This window comes from Stieleria maiorica (genome assembly GCF_008035925.1).
Taxonomy (GTDB): domain Bacteria; phylum Planctomycetota; class Planctomycetia; order Pirellulales; family Pirellulaceae; genus Stieleria; species Stieleria maiorica.
In genome coordinates this window covers 8,206,689-8,226,506 of sequence record NZ_CP036264.1, presented here as the reverse complement: position 1 = coordinate 8,226,506, position 19,818 = coordinate 8,206,689, and the positions used below count along the sequence as shown (strand labels likewise).

At 61.1% G+C, this 19,818-nt stretch carries 1 protein-coding gene; it reads right to left on the bottom strand.

Features of this window, described 5'->3' with window-relative positions; genetic code table 11:
- Window positions 1–84: 84 nt before the first annotated feature.
- A complete protein-coding gene (locus tag Mal15_RS27890; RefSeq protein ID WP_147870756.1) occupies window positions 85–19,251 on the bottom strand; it encodes a S8 family serine peptidase in 19,167 nt (6,388 codons plus the stop codon).
- Window positions 19,252–19,818 lie beyond the last annotated feature (567 nt).

The following is a 19,818-nucleotide window of genomic DNA, read 5'->3' as shown; positions in this document are numbered from 1 at the left end:
TCGGGTCGTGGCCGTTTGTCCAGGTCGGGCGGCCACCCTGTGGTCGGGCGTCGCCCGCCTGGACCGAAGCCGATCGGGGGCGGGTTAGGGATCAAGCGGCGACTCCAATTCTGCGAACCAGTCGGCCAACGCGTCGTCGACCGACGATTCATCGGTCTCCCCGGCGGTGTGGTCTGCCAACGCGTTTCCGGCGGCGTCCAGGTTAACCGATTCGATCTGCAGACCCGCGGTCAACAGGGCGTCGGTCGACTCGGTCACCGTCATGGCCGGTTCGGTTTGCGGTACGATCGGCGCGGCAACGCGGTCGGCGGTGGGCAGGAAATCGGAACTCGGAGCGGCAAAGGCCGTTGCCGAGGCTCCGCCCGCCAATCCTTCGCCTTCGCCACCGGCGTTTTGCATCAACGCCAACGTGTTAATCACCACCAACGCGTCGTTGGGCGAGATCTCTCCGTTGCCGTCGACGTCATAGAAGTCCGGCGGCGCGGTACCGATTTCCGAAACCGGCAATGCCCCGGTCGGCGGATTGCGGCGGGCCAGCAAGTTGATGATCCGCAGGGCATCGATCGGGGTGACGAATCCGTCGGCGGTGACGTCGGCGGCGCGTCCGGCGATCGGGTTCTGGTACTGCGACTGACTGAGCGTCAACGTCACCGTTCGGAACTCGCTGAACCGGGATGAACCGCTGGCCGGATGATCCATCACGCGATAGGTGAAGGAGTCGGTTTGACCGATCGTTCCGCCGATGCTGGTGTAGACGAAGGTGCCGTCGGCGTTGATTTCCAAGGTCCCGCGTGACGGTTGAGTCACGGTGGCCAGGTCCACGGTAATCGGGTCGTTGTCGGCGTCGAAGTCGTTGCGGAGCAAGCCGTTGTTCGGATTGAGCACTCGCAACGTCGCACCGATCGCGACGTTGTAGGCATCGTCGGTCGCGACCGGAGCGTCGGGAACCGGCAACACGTTCAACGTCAACACATCGCGGATCAGCGATTCCGAATCGGCCGCTTCGATTTCGATCTCGACGAACCCACTGGCATCGGAGTCCAGGTTGATCGTCAACTGACCGCCCGCGGTCGAGATCGTGTCGATCAACGGATGCGGTTCGGCGGGCGGATCGGTGGTGTAACGCGTGTCACCGATTCGCACCACGCGATAGGTCAGCGTATCGCCATCGGGATCGAAGAATGCCCCGACACCGTCTCGCGTCGGTCGGGTCAGTTGCAGCGTGACCTGATCGCCCTCCATCGCGGTGACCGTTCCCAGATCGTCCAGCAACTCCGGCGGGTCATTTTCGTTGGCGATGCTGATCGTCACCGTTTCGGTGATCGTCGATTTGGGCTGGTTGTTTTCGTCCAGGTCGCTGACTTGGATCGTCAACAGCACGTTACCGAAGGCGTACGCGGTTTGGGTCAACGTCAGCGAACCGTTGTCGACCGCAGCGGCCACCACTTGGCTGTTGCTGCTGGTCACGGAGTACGCCAGGTTGTCGTTTTCCGGATCGGAGAACCAGGTATCGAGCACGTAGACCTCGGTCGCGTCATTCGGCTTGCTTTCGGCCAACGTGATCGTGTCGACGGGGTTCCCATTGAGATCCTTTTCGCCGTTGATGCCTTCGAATCGGGGCGTGTTGTTTTCGCCGCCGACTCGGATCGTGACCGCACCGAATGCTTCGGCACCTTCGCTGTCGACGATTCGATAGGTGAAACCGTCCGGACCGCTGTACAGTCCCGGCGGCGTGTAAACCAGTTGTCCGTTGACGTGGCGAACGACCCCACCGCGTTGGGTGCTCAGCCCGCCGTTGAACTGATCCAACGGCAGCGTGATCGTTTGGTTTCCGAGCGGTGGAACCTCATTGGCCGGTCCGGCGGAATCGTTGTCCAAGATCCCCACGATCGATCCGCCGCCACGAATGGCGATGGAGTAATTGGTGTCCTCTTGGGCATCGAGGAAGAAATCGGGGTTGGCGATCGGCGGGTCATTGACCGCGTTGATCGTGATCGAAACCGTCCCCGGTTTATCCGCCGACTGAGTGATCAAACTTCCTTGCAGCACATCGGCAACGACGAAGTTGAAGGTATCCGGCGCGGTGCCGTTGTAATCTTGCGGCGGTGTGTAACGCACGCTTCGCCCGTCGGCCAGGATTTCCAGGATTCCGCCGAGCGAGGAAACCGAGTCGCCGAAGACCGGGCTGGACACCGACTGGAAGATCAAGACTTGATCCGATTCGTTGGCCGGTCCCGGCAGGTAGAACGGATCGATCAGGTCCTCCGCGGTGAAGATCGTGACCTGGTCCTCATCGATCGTGACGTTGGTGGTCACGTCCGAAACGGTGGCAAACGGTTTGTCGTTGACCGCGGCGACATCGATCGTCACCGTCAGCGGATTCGGGTTGACCAACTCCGTTCCCGGTGCGCCCGGTTTGACGTCGGTGACCAGCGCCGTGAAGGAAACTTGGCCGTTGAAGTCGGGCTCGGGGATGAAGGTGAACGTGCCGTTGGCGGCCAGATCCAATTCACCGGCCTTCTCTCCCGAGTCGGTGAACAGGTCTCGAACGCCGACATCGCCGCGATAGATCGCCACCGGGTCGCCGTCGGGATCAAAGATGCCACGCAGCAGCCCGTCATCGGTCGGCGTCGTCGTGGACGAACCGTCCTCGTCCAACACCAACAGCGAACCGTCTTCCTGGGCGGTGTAAATCGGGTTGCGTTGGGCCGCGGGGATCGTGGGCGCCGATCCGGGGACCAGCAAGACACTGTAATCTTCCACTTCACCGCTGAGCGCCAAACCGTCGGGTTGCAGTCCGCCTTCGCGCGACACGCGGAAGCGGGCGTACGTCGTCACCGACTCCGGTGGCGGCGAGGCGAACGGCGGCACGGTGACGTTGAAGACGCGGGTCACCGGCGATCCGATGTCGCTGAACACCGATCCCGGCGTCGACGCACCGATGATCTGCTCGCCCGGATCGTCCCAGTCGCCGTCGGCGTTGAAGTCGATCCAACCTTGCAGGTGTCCCCCTCCGGTCACGGTGACGCTGATCGGTGTCGGAATCCCCTTGCTCAGGTTTCCGTTGGGGTTGAATTCGCTGGCAAAGGAGACGCCGTCTTCGTCGTCGCTGTAGACGATCACGCGATCACCGATGACTTCCAATTCGCCCGCATCGAGTCCCGTCTGCCGGATCGCCGCGGCAACCGCTTCGGCGATCGAGGCGGTCGACGTCGGGTCGGTCGGCGTGATGGCGAAGTTCTGCTCGGCGAAGATCCCGTCGATATCAAATTCGATCGTGACCGTTCGGTCGGCCAACGTCAGCGTGACCATGTCGCCGTCACGCGTCAGCGGATCGACACTCGAGAGCACTTGGATCTCTGCGAAACCGTTGCCCTTCAACGCTCCGAACAGTCCTCCGTTGACCGGGAACGTCGAGATGGACACCACCAGATCGTCGCCATCGGCGTTGCCGGTGACTTGGGCATCCGGCTCCGAATCGACCCGCGAGCCGAGTTTCAGATCGGGCGTGACGACGTGCCGTGCACCATCGTTCAGCAGCAAGGAGGCATAACGTCCGGGAATCAGATCGCGTGGATCGGGCGCATCGCCGTAATCCAAGGCGACCGTCGGCAACAGCAGCGTGAACTGCGTGGTGTTGTCTTCGCGGTTGGGCATCAACGTGTTGCCGCTGACGTCCTTGATCGCCGGCAAGAAGTATGAATCCAACACCCCTTCGAACAACCGGCCGTTTTCGACGAACAACGTCGCTCCGCCGCGATCGGTGGCAAACAGGGTCGATCCCGATCCGATCGAATTGATCGCGTTGAGCAGGGCCTGGTTGATGTCGAACTTGGAATCGGCCGGCGAGAAGTTGACCGCCACCGCCCCGCCGGGGACGCCGCCCAGGATCAGAGAAGGAGCCGTCGCCACATCGATCAACGTGCCCGGAACGTCATTGAGCGCGACCAGGCCTTGTGGCGTGACCGCGGGATCGTCGGTGAAGACCAATCCACCCCGGTTGCTGCTGATGGCGGCCGCCAAGCTGTTGGCGACATCCAGCGTCGTGCTGCCGGGTTGGAACGGAACGGGGATCGCCCCGCTGCGAACACCGCCGCCGTTGCTGATCGATTCGAACTCATAGCGGACACTCACCGAGCCTTGCGTGATGGTGATGAATTCACCGTCGGCAACGATTCCGCGTCGTGTCGTCAGGGCCGAGGTCGACGTATCGACTCGGCTTTGAGCGATCTTGCCCAGCGAAATGTCGCCGCCACCCAGATAGGTCGCGGTGACACCGATGCCGGCCGCATTGATCGCCGTTGTGATCGCGGTGGCGACCGCCACTTGATCATCAAACCTGGTGAAGACGATTCGTTGTGCGGTGGGATCCAGCAAAATACTGTTGGAATCAAATTCGAACGGGACGATGGCTCCGTTGGCATCGACCACCGTGAAGGTGTCACCGTCGTTGGGCGCGGTGAACGGAACTTCCATCAACAGCGGGCCGAACACCTCCAACGTCGACGCACCGGTCACGCTGGGCGTCCCGGTCACTTCCAGGCTGTTGCCGGTCACGGCGAGCCCCAAGCCTTCTTCCCCGCCGATCCGCAAGATGCCTTGCCCGACCGCGCGGATATCGCTGATCGGAAGCCCGGCGATCGGGTTGGCGCCGAGTTCGTTTTCGATCGCCGCTTCGATGATTCCGGCCAGTTGATCGGCCGTGACATCTCGCGTGATGTTGATCGGAATGTTGGTCGGGCTGTTCGGATCGACGCCGTCATCGACGATCAGCCCGCCCTGACGCTCGTCGGTTCGGTTGATTTCGAACACGACTTGGGGGCTGCCATCGGTGGGCGTGATTCGGATCAGGTCCCCGTCACCTGCGGTGCGGCTGATGCCGATCACGCGCAGTCGACCCGACGGAACATCCGCCGAACCATCGACCGGCAGATCCAAGTACACCGTGCGGCCGATGATCTCGGGGGTCAGGCTCAGGCTCGAAGCGTTGATCGATGCCAGGATCGCGGCGGCCACTTCGTTGGAATTGAGTGGCGTGTTGCCGGTCACAGGGCTGATGTCCACACCGACCACACCGGCCGGCGCCGGGTTGGTGGCATCGACAAACTGGAACGTTTGGGTCGTGTTGCCGTCGTCGACCACGAAGGTTTCGCCGACAATGACGCCGCCCACATCCGCTCCGGCCAACGGCACTTGCAACCCGAGTGTTCTGGCGGCGGCGACCAAACCGCTGGTCGACACATCGACCCGCGTGCCCGGCTCGCTGCTGAGAATCACTTTGGATCCGTCGGTACGGACGTCGACGTCCAACAGCAATCCGGGATTGTCGATCACGCCCTGGATGGCCACGCGAATGTTTTCGGCGATCGATTCCAGGAACAGTTGGCGTTGCGTTTCGTCGACGGGTGTGGCCGTCGCGGGCAGCGTGACCGGGACACTGCCCGGAACGGTGGTCCCGTTGGAATCGAACTCGAAAATGATGTCGGGGTTGACGCCGTCACCGATCGAGAAGACTCCGCCATCGATCAAACCGCCCTGGTTGGTGCCCTGACGCGGCACTTCCAACGTCAGTGCTTCGGGCAAATGCATCAAGTAGCCCGACTCGAACTCGAAGATCACCGTGCCGCCATTGCTGTCGACGACCGAAAGCTGGTCGCCGTCGGTGACCGAGGATGAATCCGGAGCGATCAGCACGGTACGGTCGCGGTTATTCAACTCAATCCGATACGAACGATCATTTCGCCAAACGCCGGCCAGCGGTTTCAGCGTGATCACGCCGCCGGTTTCGTCGAAGCTGAACGTGTAATCGATGCCTTCGACCAGCAGATTGCCGTTTTCGAACAACGTCAGGTTCGCCCCGGGATTGCGCAGTCCGTCGATCGGCGAAACGACGATCGTGTCGTTGTCGATTCCCGAACCGACAAACGGGTTAGAATCATCCCCGAGGTCTTGAACCAGAATTCGGAACTCGGTGAACACGCCCGTTTTACGGTTGACGAAACTGGTCGCCGGGTCGGTATCCCGTCCGGCGAAATCATTGTCCTGTGGTGAATCCAACGTCGCGGTGGGACCGACGAAATCGGCACGGTCCAGTGCACCACGGTCCTTGAAGACGTCCGCCCCGATGCCTCCCGGAGGCGCCTGGGTGGGTTCGTCGGCACGCAATTGTCCGGAGAAATCGCGTTTCGGTGCATTGATCGACCGGGTCGGGATTCCCAACAGCGAATTCAGCGTGAACAGATCGACGTTCGGATCAAGCGAGTCGACGGCGCTATCGATGATCGACGAATTCAGCGCCGGAGTGAACCGCCCCGCAGCACCGTCTTCGAGAACGTCATCGCCGATGAAGGTGATGAAGTTCCCCGGCGTTTGCCCCGGGGTTCCCGGTTGCTGGACGACGAAGTTGAAGTCCGAATTGCCACCGGCGATGTTGCTTGGTCCCGTCCGCAGATCGGTCGAAAGACTGGTGTCCAGCGACTGGTTGCGGTTGACCGTGCCGCCGACCCCGACCCACCACGAGATGTCCGATCGCATTTGGGTGTTGCGATAGTCGTCGTACTGGAACGCGTTACCCGCAGCAACCACGTTGCCTTGCTTGATACTGATGTCCGGATTCTGCGCGTCGATCCGGCCGCCGAATCCGAACACGCTGGATTCCTCTTTCACCATGCTCTGGTGAGTGTTGACGACAACGTTGTTCAGGATCGATGCGCTGACACCACTGCCGACATAAATCCCTTGTTCGGCCAACAGTTGATCGGATTCGGTCGCAAACTCCGAATTCCGCAAGTCGCCGTTGGCCAAACGCGAGTTGTCCGGGCCGAGTTTCAGACCCGCCGCACGCGCCTCGGGGCTCAACTCGATTTTCGCCGCGTTATCGATCAACACGTACAACTCGTTCGTTCCGCGGGAATCGGTGAACGTGCCGTTGGGAACGATGTCAAGCGATCCGCTTTCGCGACGGTCGTGCCCGAATCCGGTCGTAAAGTCGATCGATCCGAAGATTCCGTACGGGCATGCGTCGATGTTCAGGAACAGGTCGCACCCGCTTTGCCGGATCATGTTGTTGATGCCGATGTTATCGCCATAGGTGCCGCCGAGCGCCTGGGCCTCGACCCGTGTGACGGGGCCATCGCGACCGTCCGGCCCGTTCCCCACTTCGTGGTTGGGCATCGCCGGGTTGTTCAAGTAGCCGTTGATGGCATTGGCGATCGACCGCATGATGTCAGGAACTCGGAATCCGCCCGCGCCCAGGAAGCTGGTCGAAAAGATCGGGACGTTGATGTTGCCGTTGTTCAGAACGATGCTGTTGACACCGTTGGTGAATTCGAACGTCACGCGGTTTCCATCGGGAACCACGCCCGCGTAGGCATCTCCCGTTCGCGTCGGCACCTGGTAATCGGGAATCTGGGAAATCGTGAACGTCGTTCCGACCAGACTGCCGGCACCGGCGGGACCGCCCTCTCCTTGCGTGCCGTTGATGTTGCCGCTGATGTCCTCGTTGCCGAACGGGCCGATCGGGTGATTGTCCAGCGAGAACACGAACGACTTCGGTGCCAGCACGTCGATTCCCAGGCTGTAGTCGCCCGTTCCGCCCAGCCCGGTGGTGCGTTCGGTCAAGCTTTTGGCTTCATACGTCTCATTGCCGGCGCTGCTGACACCCACGTAGTAGGTGCCTTTTTCCAGGGCCGTGAAATCGATGAACCCGTCCCGTGCGTTGGCGTTATCGGTCAGCGGGAACTCGACCGTCGAACCGGGTTTCAGGTGAGTCGCCAGGGCCCCGTTTTCACCGATGGCGACCTGGGTTCCCGTCGCGTCGAAGACACGCAACTGGGTGGCCGGTCCGTCGACAAGCGTATCGATGTCGACGATCAGCCGATCGCCCACTGCCAATTCGACCTTGAAGAAGTCGACGTCTTGATCGGCGGTCAAGAAGTTGTTGTTGTCACCGATCGTGCCGTCGCTAAAGAAACCACCGCGATGACTGACTTCCAACTTGGTATCGACCGCATTGGCGATGACGTCATTGGGTTCGTCGGTCGCCGCACCCACCGCGGGAGAGAGCGAGCCGTCTTCAAGAATCGCACCCTCGGTACCGTCTGATCCTCGGATGGTGTTGTTGATCAGTTTGGCGAGCGGTTGCGGAGCTTCGGCGATCGGCATCATCGCCGCCGCGGTGTTGCTCGTTTCACCGGTTTGGAAATTGAAGATCGTGTCGATCTCCAGCGGACCGGTGAAACTGCTTCGCTCCAAGTTCAGCATGATCGGACGATTCTGTTTGGTGAACGCAGCCGAAGTGTAGATGGCCGTCGCACCTTCCAGATAGATCGCCGGGGTGAAGAAGTCCAAGTAGTTCGGGTCGATGATCTGGGGACGCAACAGGGTATCCAGATCTTCCGCCTGAACGAGCGGCGCATCGAAGGTTGTCAACGACGGGCCGAGCGTCGGACGCACCAGTTCGACCAGATCATTGGTGACCAGAATGCTGCCCTGGATCGCCTCGTAGATCGCCATCATCATTTCATGGCTGGTGTATCCGACATTTCGAACCGGATCGGGCAAAGCAGGGTTGTAGGTCGGACCACCACCGAGCCGGTAATAAACCGGAACGTGACCGTCGACGAATCCGTCACCACCGGCCGCTCCGCTGCCGCCGAAGTTGACCGGCGTTCCACCGATGTCCTCGAATTCAAAGACCACTCGCGTTCCGCCGGCGTCGATGGCAAACGTGAATCCATCGGGAACCATGATGTCACCACGGTTGGGCATCTCGGTTCCGCCACTCAAGTAGGTCCAAATGATATTGTTCCACTCGATGACCAGCGGCCGGGTTTCGCCGTCGACCTTGATGCCCGTGTAACCGGCCTGGTCGATGATGTTGTTTTGGGCCACCAGTCCGGGCGCCAATCCGCCCGGGACCGAATCGTTGAGTTCCGGGAAGTTGATCACGCCGCCCAGTTGCGTGTTGCCCACCGGCGGCATGTCGATGAAGTTGTTGCCGGTCGGAGCGGGCACGAAATCCGGTGACCGGTTGTCTTCGGGATCGGTGCCACGGAATCCGGGGTCGCTCCAGATGCCGATCGCGTGGACTTCGGTGATCTGGTTGTTCTCGACGATCACTTGCCCCTGCGTACGTACGGTATTCCGGTCTCCCACACTGTCGCGGAAGATGGCAGAGAGGATCAGCGAGCCGTCGTCGCCGACCGGCAGCGGCGTTCCCGGTTGCGGGGCATCGCTAATGCCTTGCACCGCATGGAAGTTGCCCGCCGCAGAGCCGTGCAGCGCGATCCTGGCGTCGGTGGGTACCGGATCCGGCGCCGTGGGATTGTTGAAGTCCCACTCGCCCGAAACGGTTGACGCACGGAGTTGCAAGCTGCCCTGAACGACGCCGGAGTTGATCACTTCGATGATGCGACGCGCGACCTGTGCGGCGGAGTCACCCGGAGAGAACGGCACACGGATGTTCCCGAAGCTGACCACCGAATCGGTGCTGAATTCAAACGTACGGGTGCGGCTTCCGTCGCCCAACCGGAACGTATCGCCTTCGCTGAGTTGGCTGCCGGCGGGAGCGATCAGCGTCAAATCGTCACCGTGGCGATCGTTGGTGTCGAACGACTCGGTCAGCTCGATATTCTCCGCGTTGACCCTAAAGAACGCGTAATCGGTCAGACCGCGAATCGCGATGACCACTCGGTTGACGATGCCCGTCTGAGTATCGTTGCGGGCGAACGGAACGGGGACCGCGTTCGGATCGACCAACGACGCATCCTGACGCGCGGTTTCCACCGGTTGGTATTGGAACGTCAGCGTCTCATCGACTCCCGTGACCGTATTGAGCACGTCGATCGTGAACGTGTCGTAGGGAACGATCGCCCGTCCCGCCTGGACACTCAGGTAGACCGGGTCGATCAGTTTTGGCGCCGCTTCCAGGGCGCGTTCGACCAGGATGCCTCCCTGGATCGACTGCGTGTAGGTGGTACCGGGGCGGATTTCCAACTGGTATTCGCCGGGGGTTCCGGTGAACGTCGTCGTGAAGTCGGCTTCGCCGAACAGGGCGTCGGAAACCATTTCCCCGCGTTCGGCGAATCCGACGATAAAGTTGTCCAGATACAAACCTTCGGCCGTATCGTTCAGATCCGTGTTGTAGATGAACTCAATCACGATGCCGGTATCGCCGGCGAACTGCTCGAGCGACAGCACCGCTTGGCGCCACTGGCCGGCCAATGCCGGGTCATCCAAATCAACGTCCAGTTCCACCGGCGTCGACTGCTCGTTGCTGAACGCTTGCACGCTGATATCGTCAGCGGCGGCCCGATCCACGAAGTAGTCGAAGTAGAACCTGGGCAGATCCGCGGCGGAGTATCCGGTCAGATCAAACGCGTTGGACGTCATCCGACCGACCGCTTCGCTGCGATCAAAGTGATAGGATTCGTTGCCGACACTTCCGGACGGCAAATTCGCCAAGGCTCCGAACAGGTTCAGCCGAGCCCCCGAAACCGAAGTGCCCGTCAAGTTGGACAGCGGATCGGCGCCCTGCATGATCGCGGTTTTCAAATCCGTGACGGTCGCCGAAGGCTGGAAACCGGCCAGGATCGAAACGGCTCCGGCGACGTGCGGCGACGCCATCGACGTTCCGCTGTTGAGTCCATAGCCGCCACCCAACGTCGTGCTGAGGATGTCGACCCCGGGAGCCGCCAAATCGACGCTACCGAGTCCGAAGTTTGAGAACACGGCCAGGTCGTCATTGTCATCGGTGGCTGCCACCGAAATGATTCCCGGCAGGTCAAAGCTGGCCGGATACGCGGGGAATTGGTCGTTGTTGAGCCCACTGTTGCCGGCCGCTGCGACGAACGGAATCCCCTCGTTGGTGTTGACCAGGATCGCGTCACGCATCGCAAAACTGGGGAAGAACCCGCCGTAACTGTTGTTGGTGACGACCACGTTGATCCCGAAGTCACGCTTCATCATCGTGACGTAATCGAGGGCTTCGATCACCGCCGTGTTGGGAATGCCGTTCACGTCGCCGACACGCAGCGTCATGATCTTGGCGTTCCAGTTCACCCCGGTCACCCCGATCGCGTTGTTACCGACCGCGGCAATCGTTCCCGAGACGTGGGTGCCGTGTCCGACCGTGTCTTGCGGCACACTGTCGCCGTCAAACGGATCGAGTCCGTTGATGTCGTCGATGTAGCCGTTATTGTCGTTGTCGATACCGTCACCGGGGATTTCGCCCGGGTTGACCCACAGGTTGTCCACCAGGTCGGGATGCGTCAGATCGATCCCGCTGTCGATCACCGCGACGACGGTTTGCGCGTTGCCGGGCGTGATGTCCCACGCTTCGGGCGCATCGATATCGGCGTCGATCGTCCCGCCGGTCTGCCCGGTGTTATCCAGACCCCACATCGAAGGATACAACGGGTCATTGGGGACCAGCGAGGTGGTGTACAGGAAGTCGGGCTCGGCGTACTTGACTTCGGGCAGTTGCGACAAACGACTGACCTCGGCGGGGATATCCGCCCCCGGCTGGGTTTTGACGACGATCGCATCGATCGAATCGAATTCTTTGGACAGTTCCAATCCGTTCTGATTCAGGATTTGATTTCGCTGGACGACCGAGACCCCTGGTTGGAATGCCAGAACGATCCGATCGGCCACGAAGTCATCCGCTTCGATGCCGACGACGGGGTCACCTGAATTGGTGCCGTCGTCGGAATTGGTCATCGAGAAATCGGAATTGAAGACCGTATTGAAACCCGTCACAGGAATCGTCGGCACCGCCGGCACCGTTTCGGCGCCATCATCGCTGGTCAACGTGGACAACGTTCTGGGACGGTCGTGCCCCAGATCGACGTCGCGATTGGTCGTGATCGACCATCCGCCGCTGGCAGTCGCAACGAACTCCAACTCGCGCGGCGCTTCGGCCGTCGCGCCACCGATGACTTCGATGTGGTCATCGAAGATTCGCACACCCGAATCGACGGGCGTTCGACGGACGCGCGGATTGTCGATCAATTCCGTCGGCACACGGCCGCTTTCGGTCACGGCGATAAAATAGCTTCCCGCCGGCAGTGCCACCGGACCGATCAATGGATCACTTTCGCTGATCGATCCACGCTCCAACAGTTCTCCGATCAGTTCTGTGCTGAGCGGACTGGACTGGTCGTCCAACACGTTGCTGTTTTCGCCGAACAAGACCAACCGGGCCTGATTGGGGTTGCCCGTGGGCGAATAGAACACGCTCAGGTTGGTGTCGGGTCGATCGAACCCGGCGGCGTAATCGATGTCAAACGTCGTCGATCGTCGCAGGTCCGTCAGCGATCCGTCGCGATCGATGTCCAATTGGTAGAAGTCGACGTCGGAAACGTCGGCCAGCTGACCGCCGACGCTGATCGTCCCGGTCTTGGTCTCGATCAGATCGCCCAGGTTCTGCGGCCGAGAGTTCAGCACGGTCGGATTGAGCAGGTCTTGTGGACCGTAGAACCCGCCGTTGATCTGGTCGTTGCTGGCGTACAAGTCGGTGCCGTAACGGGGTTCGCCGTCGATGCCGTATCCGCCCGCGATCGGCAAGCCACCGGTGCTCAGGTCAATTTCATCCCGCGCCGCTTGCGAATACGGATCGGCCGCTTCGTTCTCCTGTGCCTCGCCCAACAGCGGCGAGGAGCCCGGGAGCGCTTGGACATGAATGCCGTGATTGGCATAGCGGATGTCGGCGTGCCGCACGACACTGCCGGGGAACTCCTGATCTTCTTGCAAACGCAATTGGAATCGGTAGGAACCGCTGCTGGATCCGCCGGCGATGTCATCGGGATCGACAGACGCCCCCCGAATCCGGATGTAGTAGTCACTTCGCGTGCCAACAACGCCCGGCAAGGTGACGCGCAATCCGGCGTCGCTCAGGTTCGTCGATCCGACGTCGTAATAGGTGCCGTTTTCCCAACGTTTGATCTGTGGGTTGTCCTGATTGCCCAGGCCGCCGGCGAGGACACCTGGGGCCAGGAGATCGAGCTGGGAGGGATCTTCGACCTCTTGGAAACTGTTGTCCGACCGAGCGATGACGTTCCCGTGATCGTCGACCAATTCGATCATGGTGTCCAAACCGAGCGAGGTCTGATCCACATCGATCCAGATCTGCGTGCCCCCCGACGCGGTGAAGCCGTAGGTATCGATGTCGCCCGGCGCGCTGATGTAGCCGTCGACTTCAAAACCGAGACGCAATTGGTCGTCACTGGCGGTCAGCCGATCGGCCAGGTCGCCCAGGATCTGTGCGTTCTGGACCGAAGCGTTGCGTCCCGGAGGCGCGGTGGTGGTCAATTCCTCTTCCAGCAGAACCGCGACGTTGCGGTCGTTGCTGAACCCATCCAGAAGCACGCTCCGCCAATCGTTGCTGTCGGGCCGGCTTCCGAATCCATCACCGTTGGTGTCCGTTTGCGCGGTGCCGTCGGAACGACGCCCGGCGCCGACCGAGTCGTCTTTCAAGCTGGTCAGGACGACCGGTGCTCCGGGAAGCCCGATGATGTGCACGGTTCCGCCGATGCGGTCATCGATATCCGCGGTCGACCCCGTCGCGGTGATCCCGGTTCCGGCGGTCGCACTGTTGGGAGTTCCACGTCCGGCAAACTTGACGACCAGACTTTCATCCGGCCGGCTCTTGAGCGTCAAGCCCGCCGTTGAGACGAGATTGCCGACGATCACGGACTCGTACAACACGTGTGCCATGTCGGTGTCGTCGAACACGGTCCCGCCGGTGATTTCACCGCCGCGAATCCGCAGACCATTCAGCTGACGGCTGCCGTCGACGTCACCCGGTTCGCTGTCGCTGGTGTTGTCGCGGATCAGCGGGCCATGGTTATCGCCGAATCCGGACAGCAGATCGATCGCACCGGTTTGGCGTCCCGAATCGACGATCAGCTCGTCGGTCATCGACGCGAGATCGATATCGATGATCGCTCCGTGGTTGTCCACGAAGTCGTTGCCGGCAATCACCGGTTGTGTGAATCGCGCGTAGATGGTTGCCGGCGTGATCGCCAGCCGACCGTTTCGCCCGACCGGGCCGGAGCCATCTTGTGCGTTGTCGTTGTATTCGAAACGGGTGTTGGTCACGCGGGCAGTGGCCTGCTGCAGTTCCAACGCGGCGAATCCACGACTTTGTCCGCCTTCGATCAAACTGACGCCGCCGCCGTAGGCCACGATCGCGTTGTCCAGACTGACATTGGCCGTCGGACCGGCATAGATGCCCGACCAATCGCCACGCTGCGGGTCCGCTCCGCCGCCCGGTGTGCCGGCATCCTTGTTGGTGTCGAAGGATCCGCCCGCCCCGAATCGGTCGTCCAGGGCACTGGTAAAGACGACGCGCTGACCGCTGACACCTTCGGCCAACAGTTGGGTTCCGTGATCGAGTTCGATCCGGGCGCCACGGAATTTGACCACCGTGTTCGGGTCCACGACCAATGATCCGTTCAGCCGACCGCGTATCCCCGCTCGGCTCAAGTCCAACGCCGCGCCACCGGACGTCGAACCGTCGTCGACAAACGACGACGACGAACGGTTCAGTTCGGTCACCAGCCGATACGCGCCATCGACGGGGTCCAATCGGTACAGCCGACGCGTGACATAATCCGAGCCGCTGGTGATCAACGGCAAGTTCAACACTTGAACCTGACGCGCGCTGGCGGTCGTCGTCACGCTGATCGTCGGAGCACTCGCCAACGATTCGAATCCGGATCGATCGACAAAGGTGACGCGATAGTCGAACGTTCCAACCGGCAGCGAGCCGCCGCCGGTCGCGTTGAGCGAGACCGACGAGGAATTGGGAACGAATCCGTCTTGGATCGGGCCACCGGGTTGGCCGGCGATCACCACGTTTTCGGCGATGTAGTGGACGATGTCCACGTCATCGATGTGTGCGGCAACGGTGATCGGGCGCGCCGGTTGACCGATCTGGGTGATCGTGCGAATGAACAGGCCGTTGATGCTGTTGTCGATCACCAAGTTCTGCTTGATGTCCGGACCGATCCGGCTGTAGTCGGCCGTGAACGTTCCGGCCTGTTGGAACTTCGGCTCCTGGAAGCGGGTCTCCAGGAACGCATCGGGCGAGGCACTCATCGCCGCGCTGGCGTTGTTGGTCAATCGGTTGAACGTCACCGTCGGTCGCAAATCGACGATCTGAATCGGGTTGACCGTCTGCTGAACCGAATTGATCAGGATGTTGCTGCCGCCGCCGTAGCGAATGTCCGCATGATTGACGACCTGCAAGAAGATCCCCTCGTCTTCCAGGTTGGGGCGGCCCTCGCTGCGGTCGAAATCGCTGCGGAAGATGATTCCACCCCAGTTGCCCTCGGCCGGCTGGGGACTATTGCCCGATGCCGTAAAATCGACCGAACGATCACGGGTGCTGGTGAACACCACGTTGCCCGAGGCATTCAAATCGACCAGTCCGGAATCGAAGTTTGCCGCGCCGAGCGGGCTGGGATCGGAAACCTGCAACAACGTCGGCGTCCCGAGCACCTGGAGCGCTCCACCGTTGCGATTGCTGAGCAGGTTGTTGCTGCCCACGCTGAGCGTCGCACCGCGGAGTTTGAACGCCGCCCCGGCGTCGATCATCGTGGTCACGCCTCGGGGGACATCCAGATGGCGTCCGTCCGGCAGAATGCCGCCGTTGATCTCGGTCAAACCGACCTGATAGGCAAAGTTGTCCCCGAGCGTGGTGATGTCGTTGTCTTGACCGCCGTTTCCGACGATGCGAACGATGTCGCCCGGCAAGGTGGCCGAAAACGCGCCCAGTCCCGCCGCACCGGCGATGTTATTGAAGGGCTGATCCAGACTCCCGTCGGCAACCACGCTGGCCACCTTGTCAACGAACAACGTCCGCCCCAAAGCTTCGATGCCCTGGAAGACCGGGCTGAATTGGATCGACCGTTCCCCGGTCAAGAAAATTTGCGCGGGGGCCAAAGGATCGCTCGTGTCGACCTGCGGGCTCGCGCTGACACCGAGCGCGCCACCGTTGGCACTGATGACCGACGCCAGGTTCACCGCGATGTCGGCGATGGCGTTGACCGCACTGAATCGAACCGCGATGTTGCCCGGCTGTGCCGATTGACCGACCGGGACGAATTCGAACGTCCGCACGGAGTTGTCCGCGCCGCGAATGGTGATCGTCTGACCGGCAACGATCCCGCTGCCGTCCGACACGACATTCAGGATCCGATCCAGCGGACGTGTTTGGAACCAGAAATTGTTGACGCCGGACGGTTTGCCGTCCAAATCGCCGTCGAGCGCGGTTCCGGGCACGCCGACGCGGTCCGAATCCAAGTCACGGATCACGTCGTTGCGGCTGACCTGCGGTTCGAACTTGACCAGCAATTCGTAGTCGCCCTGGGTCCGTCCACCGAATCCACTGCCCGCGACTGTCGGGTTGTATTGGTCATTCCCGCTGGCCGCGACCCCGATGTAGTACACACCGTTGGCAAGTTTGGCGGTCATCAACGAGTCGCTGCTGAAGTAATCATCGTTGCGCGTCAGCGCGACCGTTCCGCCGCCGGACAACCGGATCGGAGAAAAACTTCCCAGTGAAGAATCGATCACGTTGGCGTTGATGTCGCCTTCGACCAGCGAAACGCTGAACAGCGAGGCGGCGAACGCATTGTTGTTGATCGCGTTGATGACTTGACCGACGGTGACCCGATTGACGTTCGCACCGCGACGCGGCAGATCGACACGGATCGCGTTTTCGACCAGTTCACCGTTGGCGCTCGTCAGCCGGCCGATCTTGACGGCGGTATCACCGACGACTCGGTCCGATTGGATGAACTCGATTCGCGAACGGTTCCCCAGATCGCCGGGCAACTGCGAATCGATTTGAACCGTCACCGCGGACCCGAGGCCCAAGTTGCTCGTTGCCGATGCCGAGACGTCTTGAAACAGCGTCAGCGACGTGTCGAGCAAGCTGGAATCGGGCAGTCGCTCGGCGAACGTCTCGACGGTCAACGTTCCGAACTCGCGGCCCGCGTCGAGTGCAACTTCGAAGCGGTACAGGTCGACGTCGACGCTGTCCGGACGATGCAGCAACTGGCCGTGCAAGATGTCCGACCGGCCGGGGAAAATCGGCTCGTCGCCTTCCAGGGCATTGGGAAGCGGGTCATCAATCGTCAGCGAATCGATCGCCGGATTGATGGTCTGTTGCAACGAGGTTTGGACAGGGATGAAGGGATCGATCGGCGAAATAAACGCCGTGGGGTCGATGGTTTGATTCAGGAAATCCGGGTCCAGGGCCATCAGGGTCTGGACGGTGACGTCGTTGTTTTGTTCCAGCCCCAACAAGAACCCGATTCCGGTCATCGCCTTGCGGAAAAAGTCCTCGCCGTAGTTCAGGTCAAAGTGGGCTTGGTTGCTGAACACCATCGCCGATTCGGCGAAGGTCGGATCGATCCGCAAATCGGCATCGAGAACGGGGATCGAACGGATTTCCGTCCCCGCCGCGGCGGTCAATTCACTCGGCGTCCCGAGTGCGAAGGTGATTCCCGAATCCTTGGTCTCGCGGAACTGCACGCCCAGGTACTGCGACCACAGAGAAATGGCTTCTCGAACGCGGCGTTTTTGGATCGCCGTGATGTTGTTCAACTGGGCGGGGATTCCGGTGCCCACGCCGCCGGAGAAGATGCCTTGGAAGTTGTATTCGATTTCGGTGATCCCGTCGGTCGAATCGGGACCGAAACGGTCGTTGATGTTCTCTGCCAACGCCCCATTGGAATCGGCTCGCCCCGGATCCGTTTGCGCGCCGGGCAATTGAATCCCATACGGCAGCGGGTCGATCGATTCTGAAATCAACAAGCTGGACAACAGCTGACCGCTGGATTGTCCGAACACGCCGATGTCGGTCGCCGTGGTCAACGTGTCGCCGACCGCGGCCAACTGCAGCGGGGCCCCGTTGGCCAATGTCGCCGGAACGACCAGGCCGCCGCCGGAACCCGCAACGCCGCCGCGGGAGAACGAGATCGAAACGACGGCGTCCACCGAGGGCGTGTTTTGCGTGACATTTCGGAGCTGCGCAACCGTCACCGTGGTCCCGCCAAAGTCGTACACGATGTCGTCGGTTGCCGGGTCGATCGAGACGCTCAGCCCACCCGCTCCGCTGTTGGTGAAATGGATCAGCCGATTGCCGCTGGCTTCACCGAACACCTTGGAAACCCACTGCACTTGCAGGTCCGACGCGGCGCCCAGATTGCTGGAAACCCGCGGAACGACGTTCAATTCGGTCGGCTGGATGATCAGATCTTCCGCCTGATCGACCGCGGTTCCGATCCGCAATCGGAACGTCCCGCCCTCCAGCGGCACGCCGGGCAACAGATTCAGGTCGTCGTCAAAGATCAATCGCGCCGTGTTCGTCGGCGCGTCGTAGATGACTCGGTTGGGCTGATAGATCGTGTCGTCGGTCGTTCGAACCGTTTCTTCGGTCAACAACAACTGATAAAACCGCGGGTTCTCTGCCGATCGCTCCGTCGGCAACCCGGTGGCGGGATCGTTTTCGACAAACAACTCGTCGTCGTTGAAGTAGACCAAGATCTCATCGCGCCGTTGCTGCAACGTGCCCCCATCAAGCCGCACAACCGGTTGCGGCACGACGGCTTCGACCCTGGCCCCCAGGTTCAATTCGAAATTGATGTGCTCGGCGTCTCCCACCCCGTCCCGAGCGACCAACAATTCGCCTTGCACGTTACGCAACCCGACGATGCCACTTGTCGGAGCATCGAAGCCGAACACATCAATCCGGTAGCTGTCATCGGGCAACGAGTCGGCGAACCGAACCACGACTTCGTTGTCCGCCAGAGCGCCCAGCGAGACCGATCCGGGCTGGATCCGGACATCGTCTGCCGTTCCGAATTGGTCGTCCGGGCCGTCGCGGGTGATTTGAATCGCGCCCAACGTGGCCGGATCGATCTGCTGGTTCTCGTCAAATCGGAACGTCAGCGACCGCGGGGCGGTGTCACGCACGGTCCCGTCGACGATCAATTCACCCTCATTGGGCTGAATCCCGATCAATTGCGGACCGGCCAGCAACTGACGCTGTTCGAGTGATTCGAACAACTGACGTCGCCGCAACTCACGCGGCTTGGACGAACGTCGTTTTTTGCTTCGACCGGAAACAACGGATGCGGCAGAACGTGACTCAATGATGTTCGACTCGATGACGTCCTGGGGAGCACTGTTGGACGTTGAGTTCTTTCGCTCACGCGAAGTCATAGACCAGACCTTCATGGGGGCGTTGCTGCGTACGTCGAGCAGAAGCTTGATGCGGCAGACCGGCCGGTGGGGTGGACAATCGTGTTGTGGGTCGGGCGATCTCGGGTTCAAAAAACCGCCCAAAAAACAAGGCAAAATGACAAGTCGCTCCTCGACCTGGAGGACGGTCGAGAAACGAGAGCCGAGTATAGTTCGACCGAAAAAACCCGCAAATAAATGCGTGCTCCACGGTCAACGCAGCCATTTTTCGGGGGACGACCCTGCCGATCATGACGGTGCGAACGCTGGAATGAGATAATCCGCCACCGGCCCTTCCAGGCGGTTCCGGCACGAGAATTCCCGCGAAATCGGCATTCTCGGCACACTCCGACGTCGACGTTGGACGACCCAACGCCGCCAAAGTTCCGCAGAATCGTCCATCCGATGGGCGACCGACGATCGACACCACCTGTTTGGGGAATCTGCGGTTTGAGGGTTTGCCGACAGACCAGCGTTTTCGGTGCCTATAAATGCGCCACCCGTTACCGCTGGCACGGAACTTCGCCGACGCATCGCCCCACTTTTTGTCGCCCCCTGCGCGAT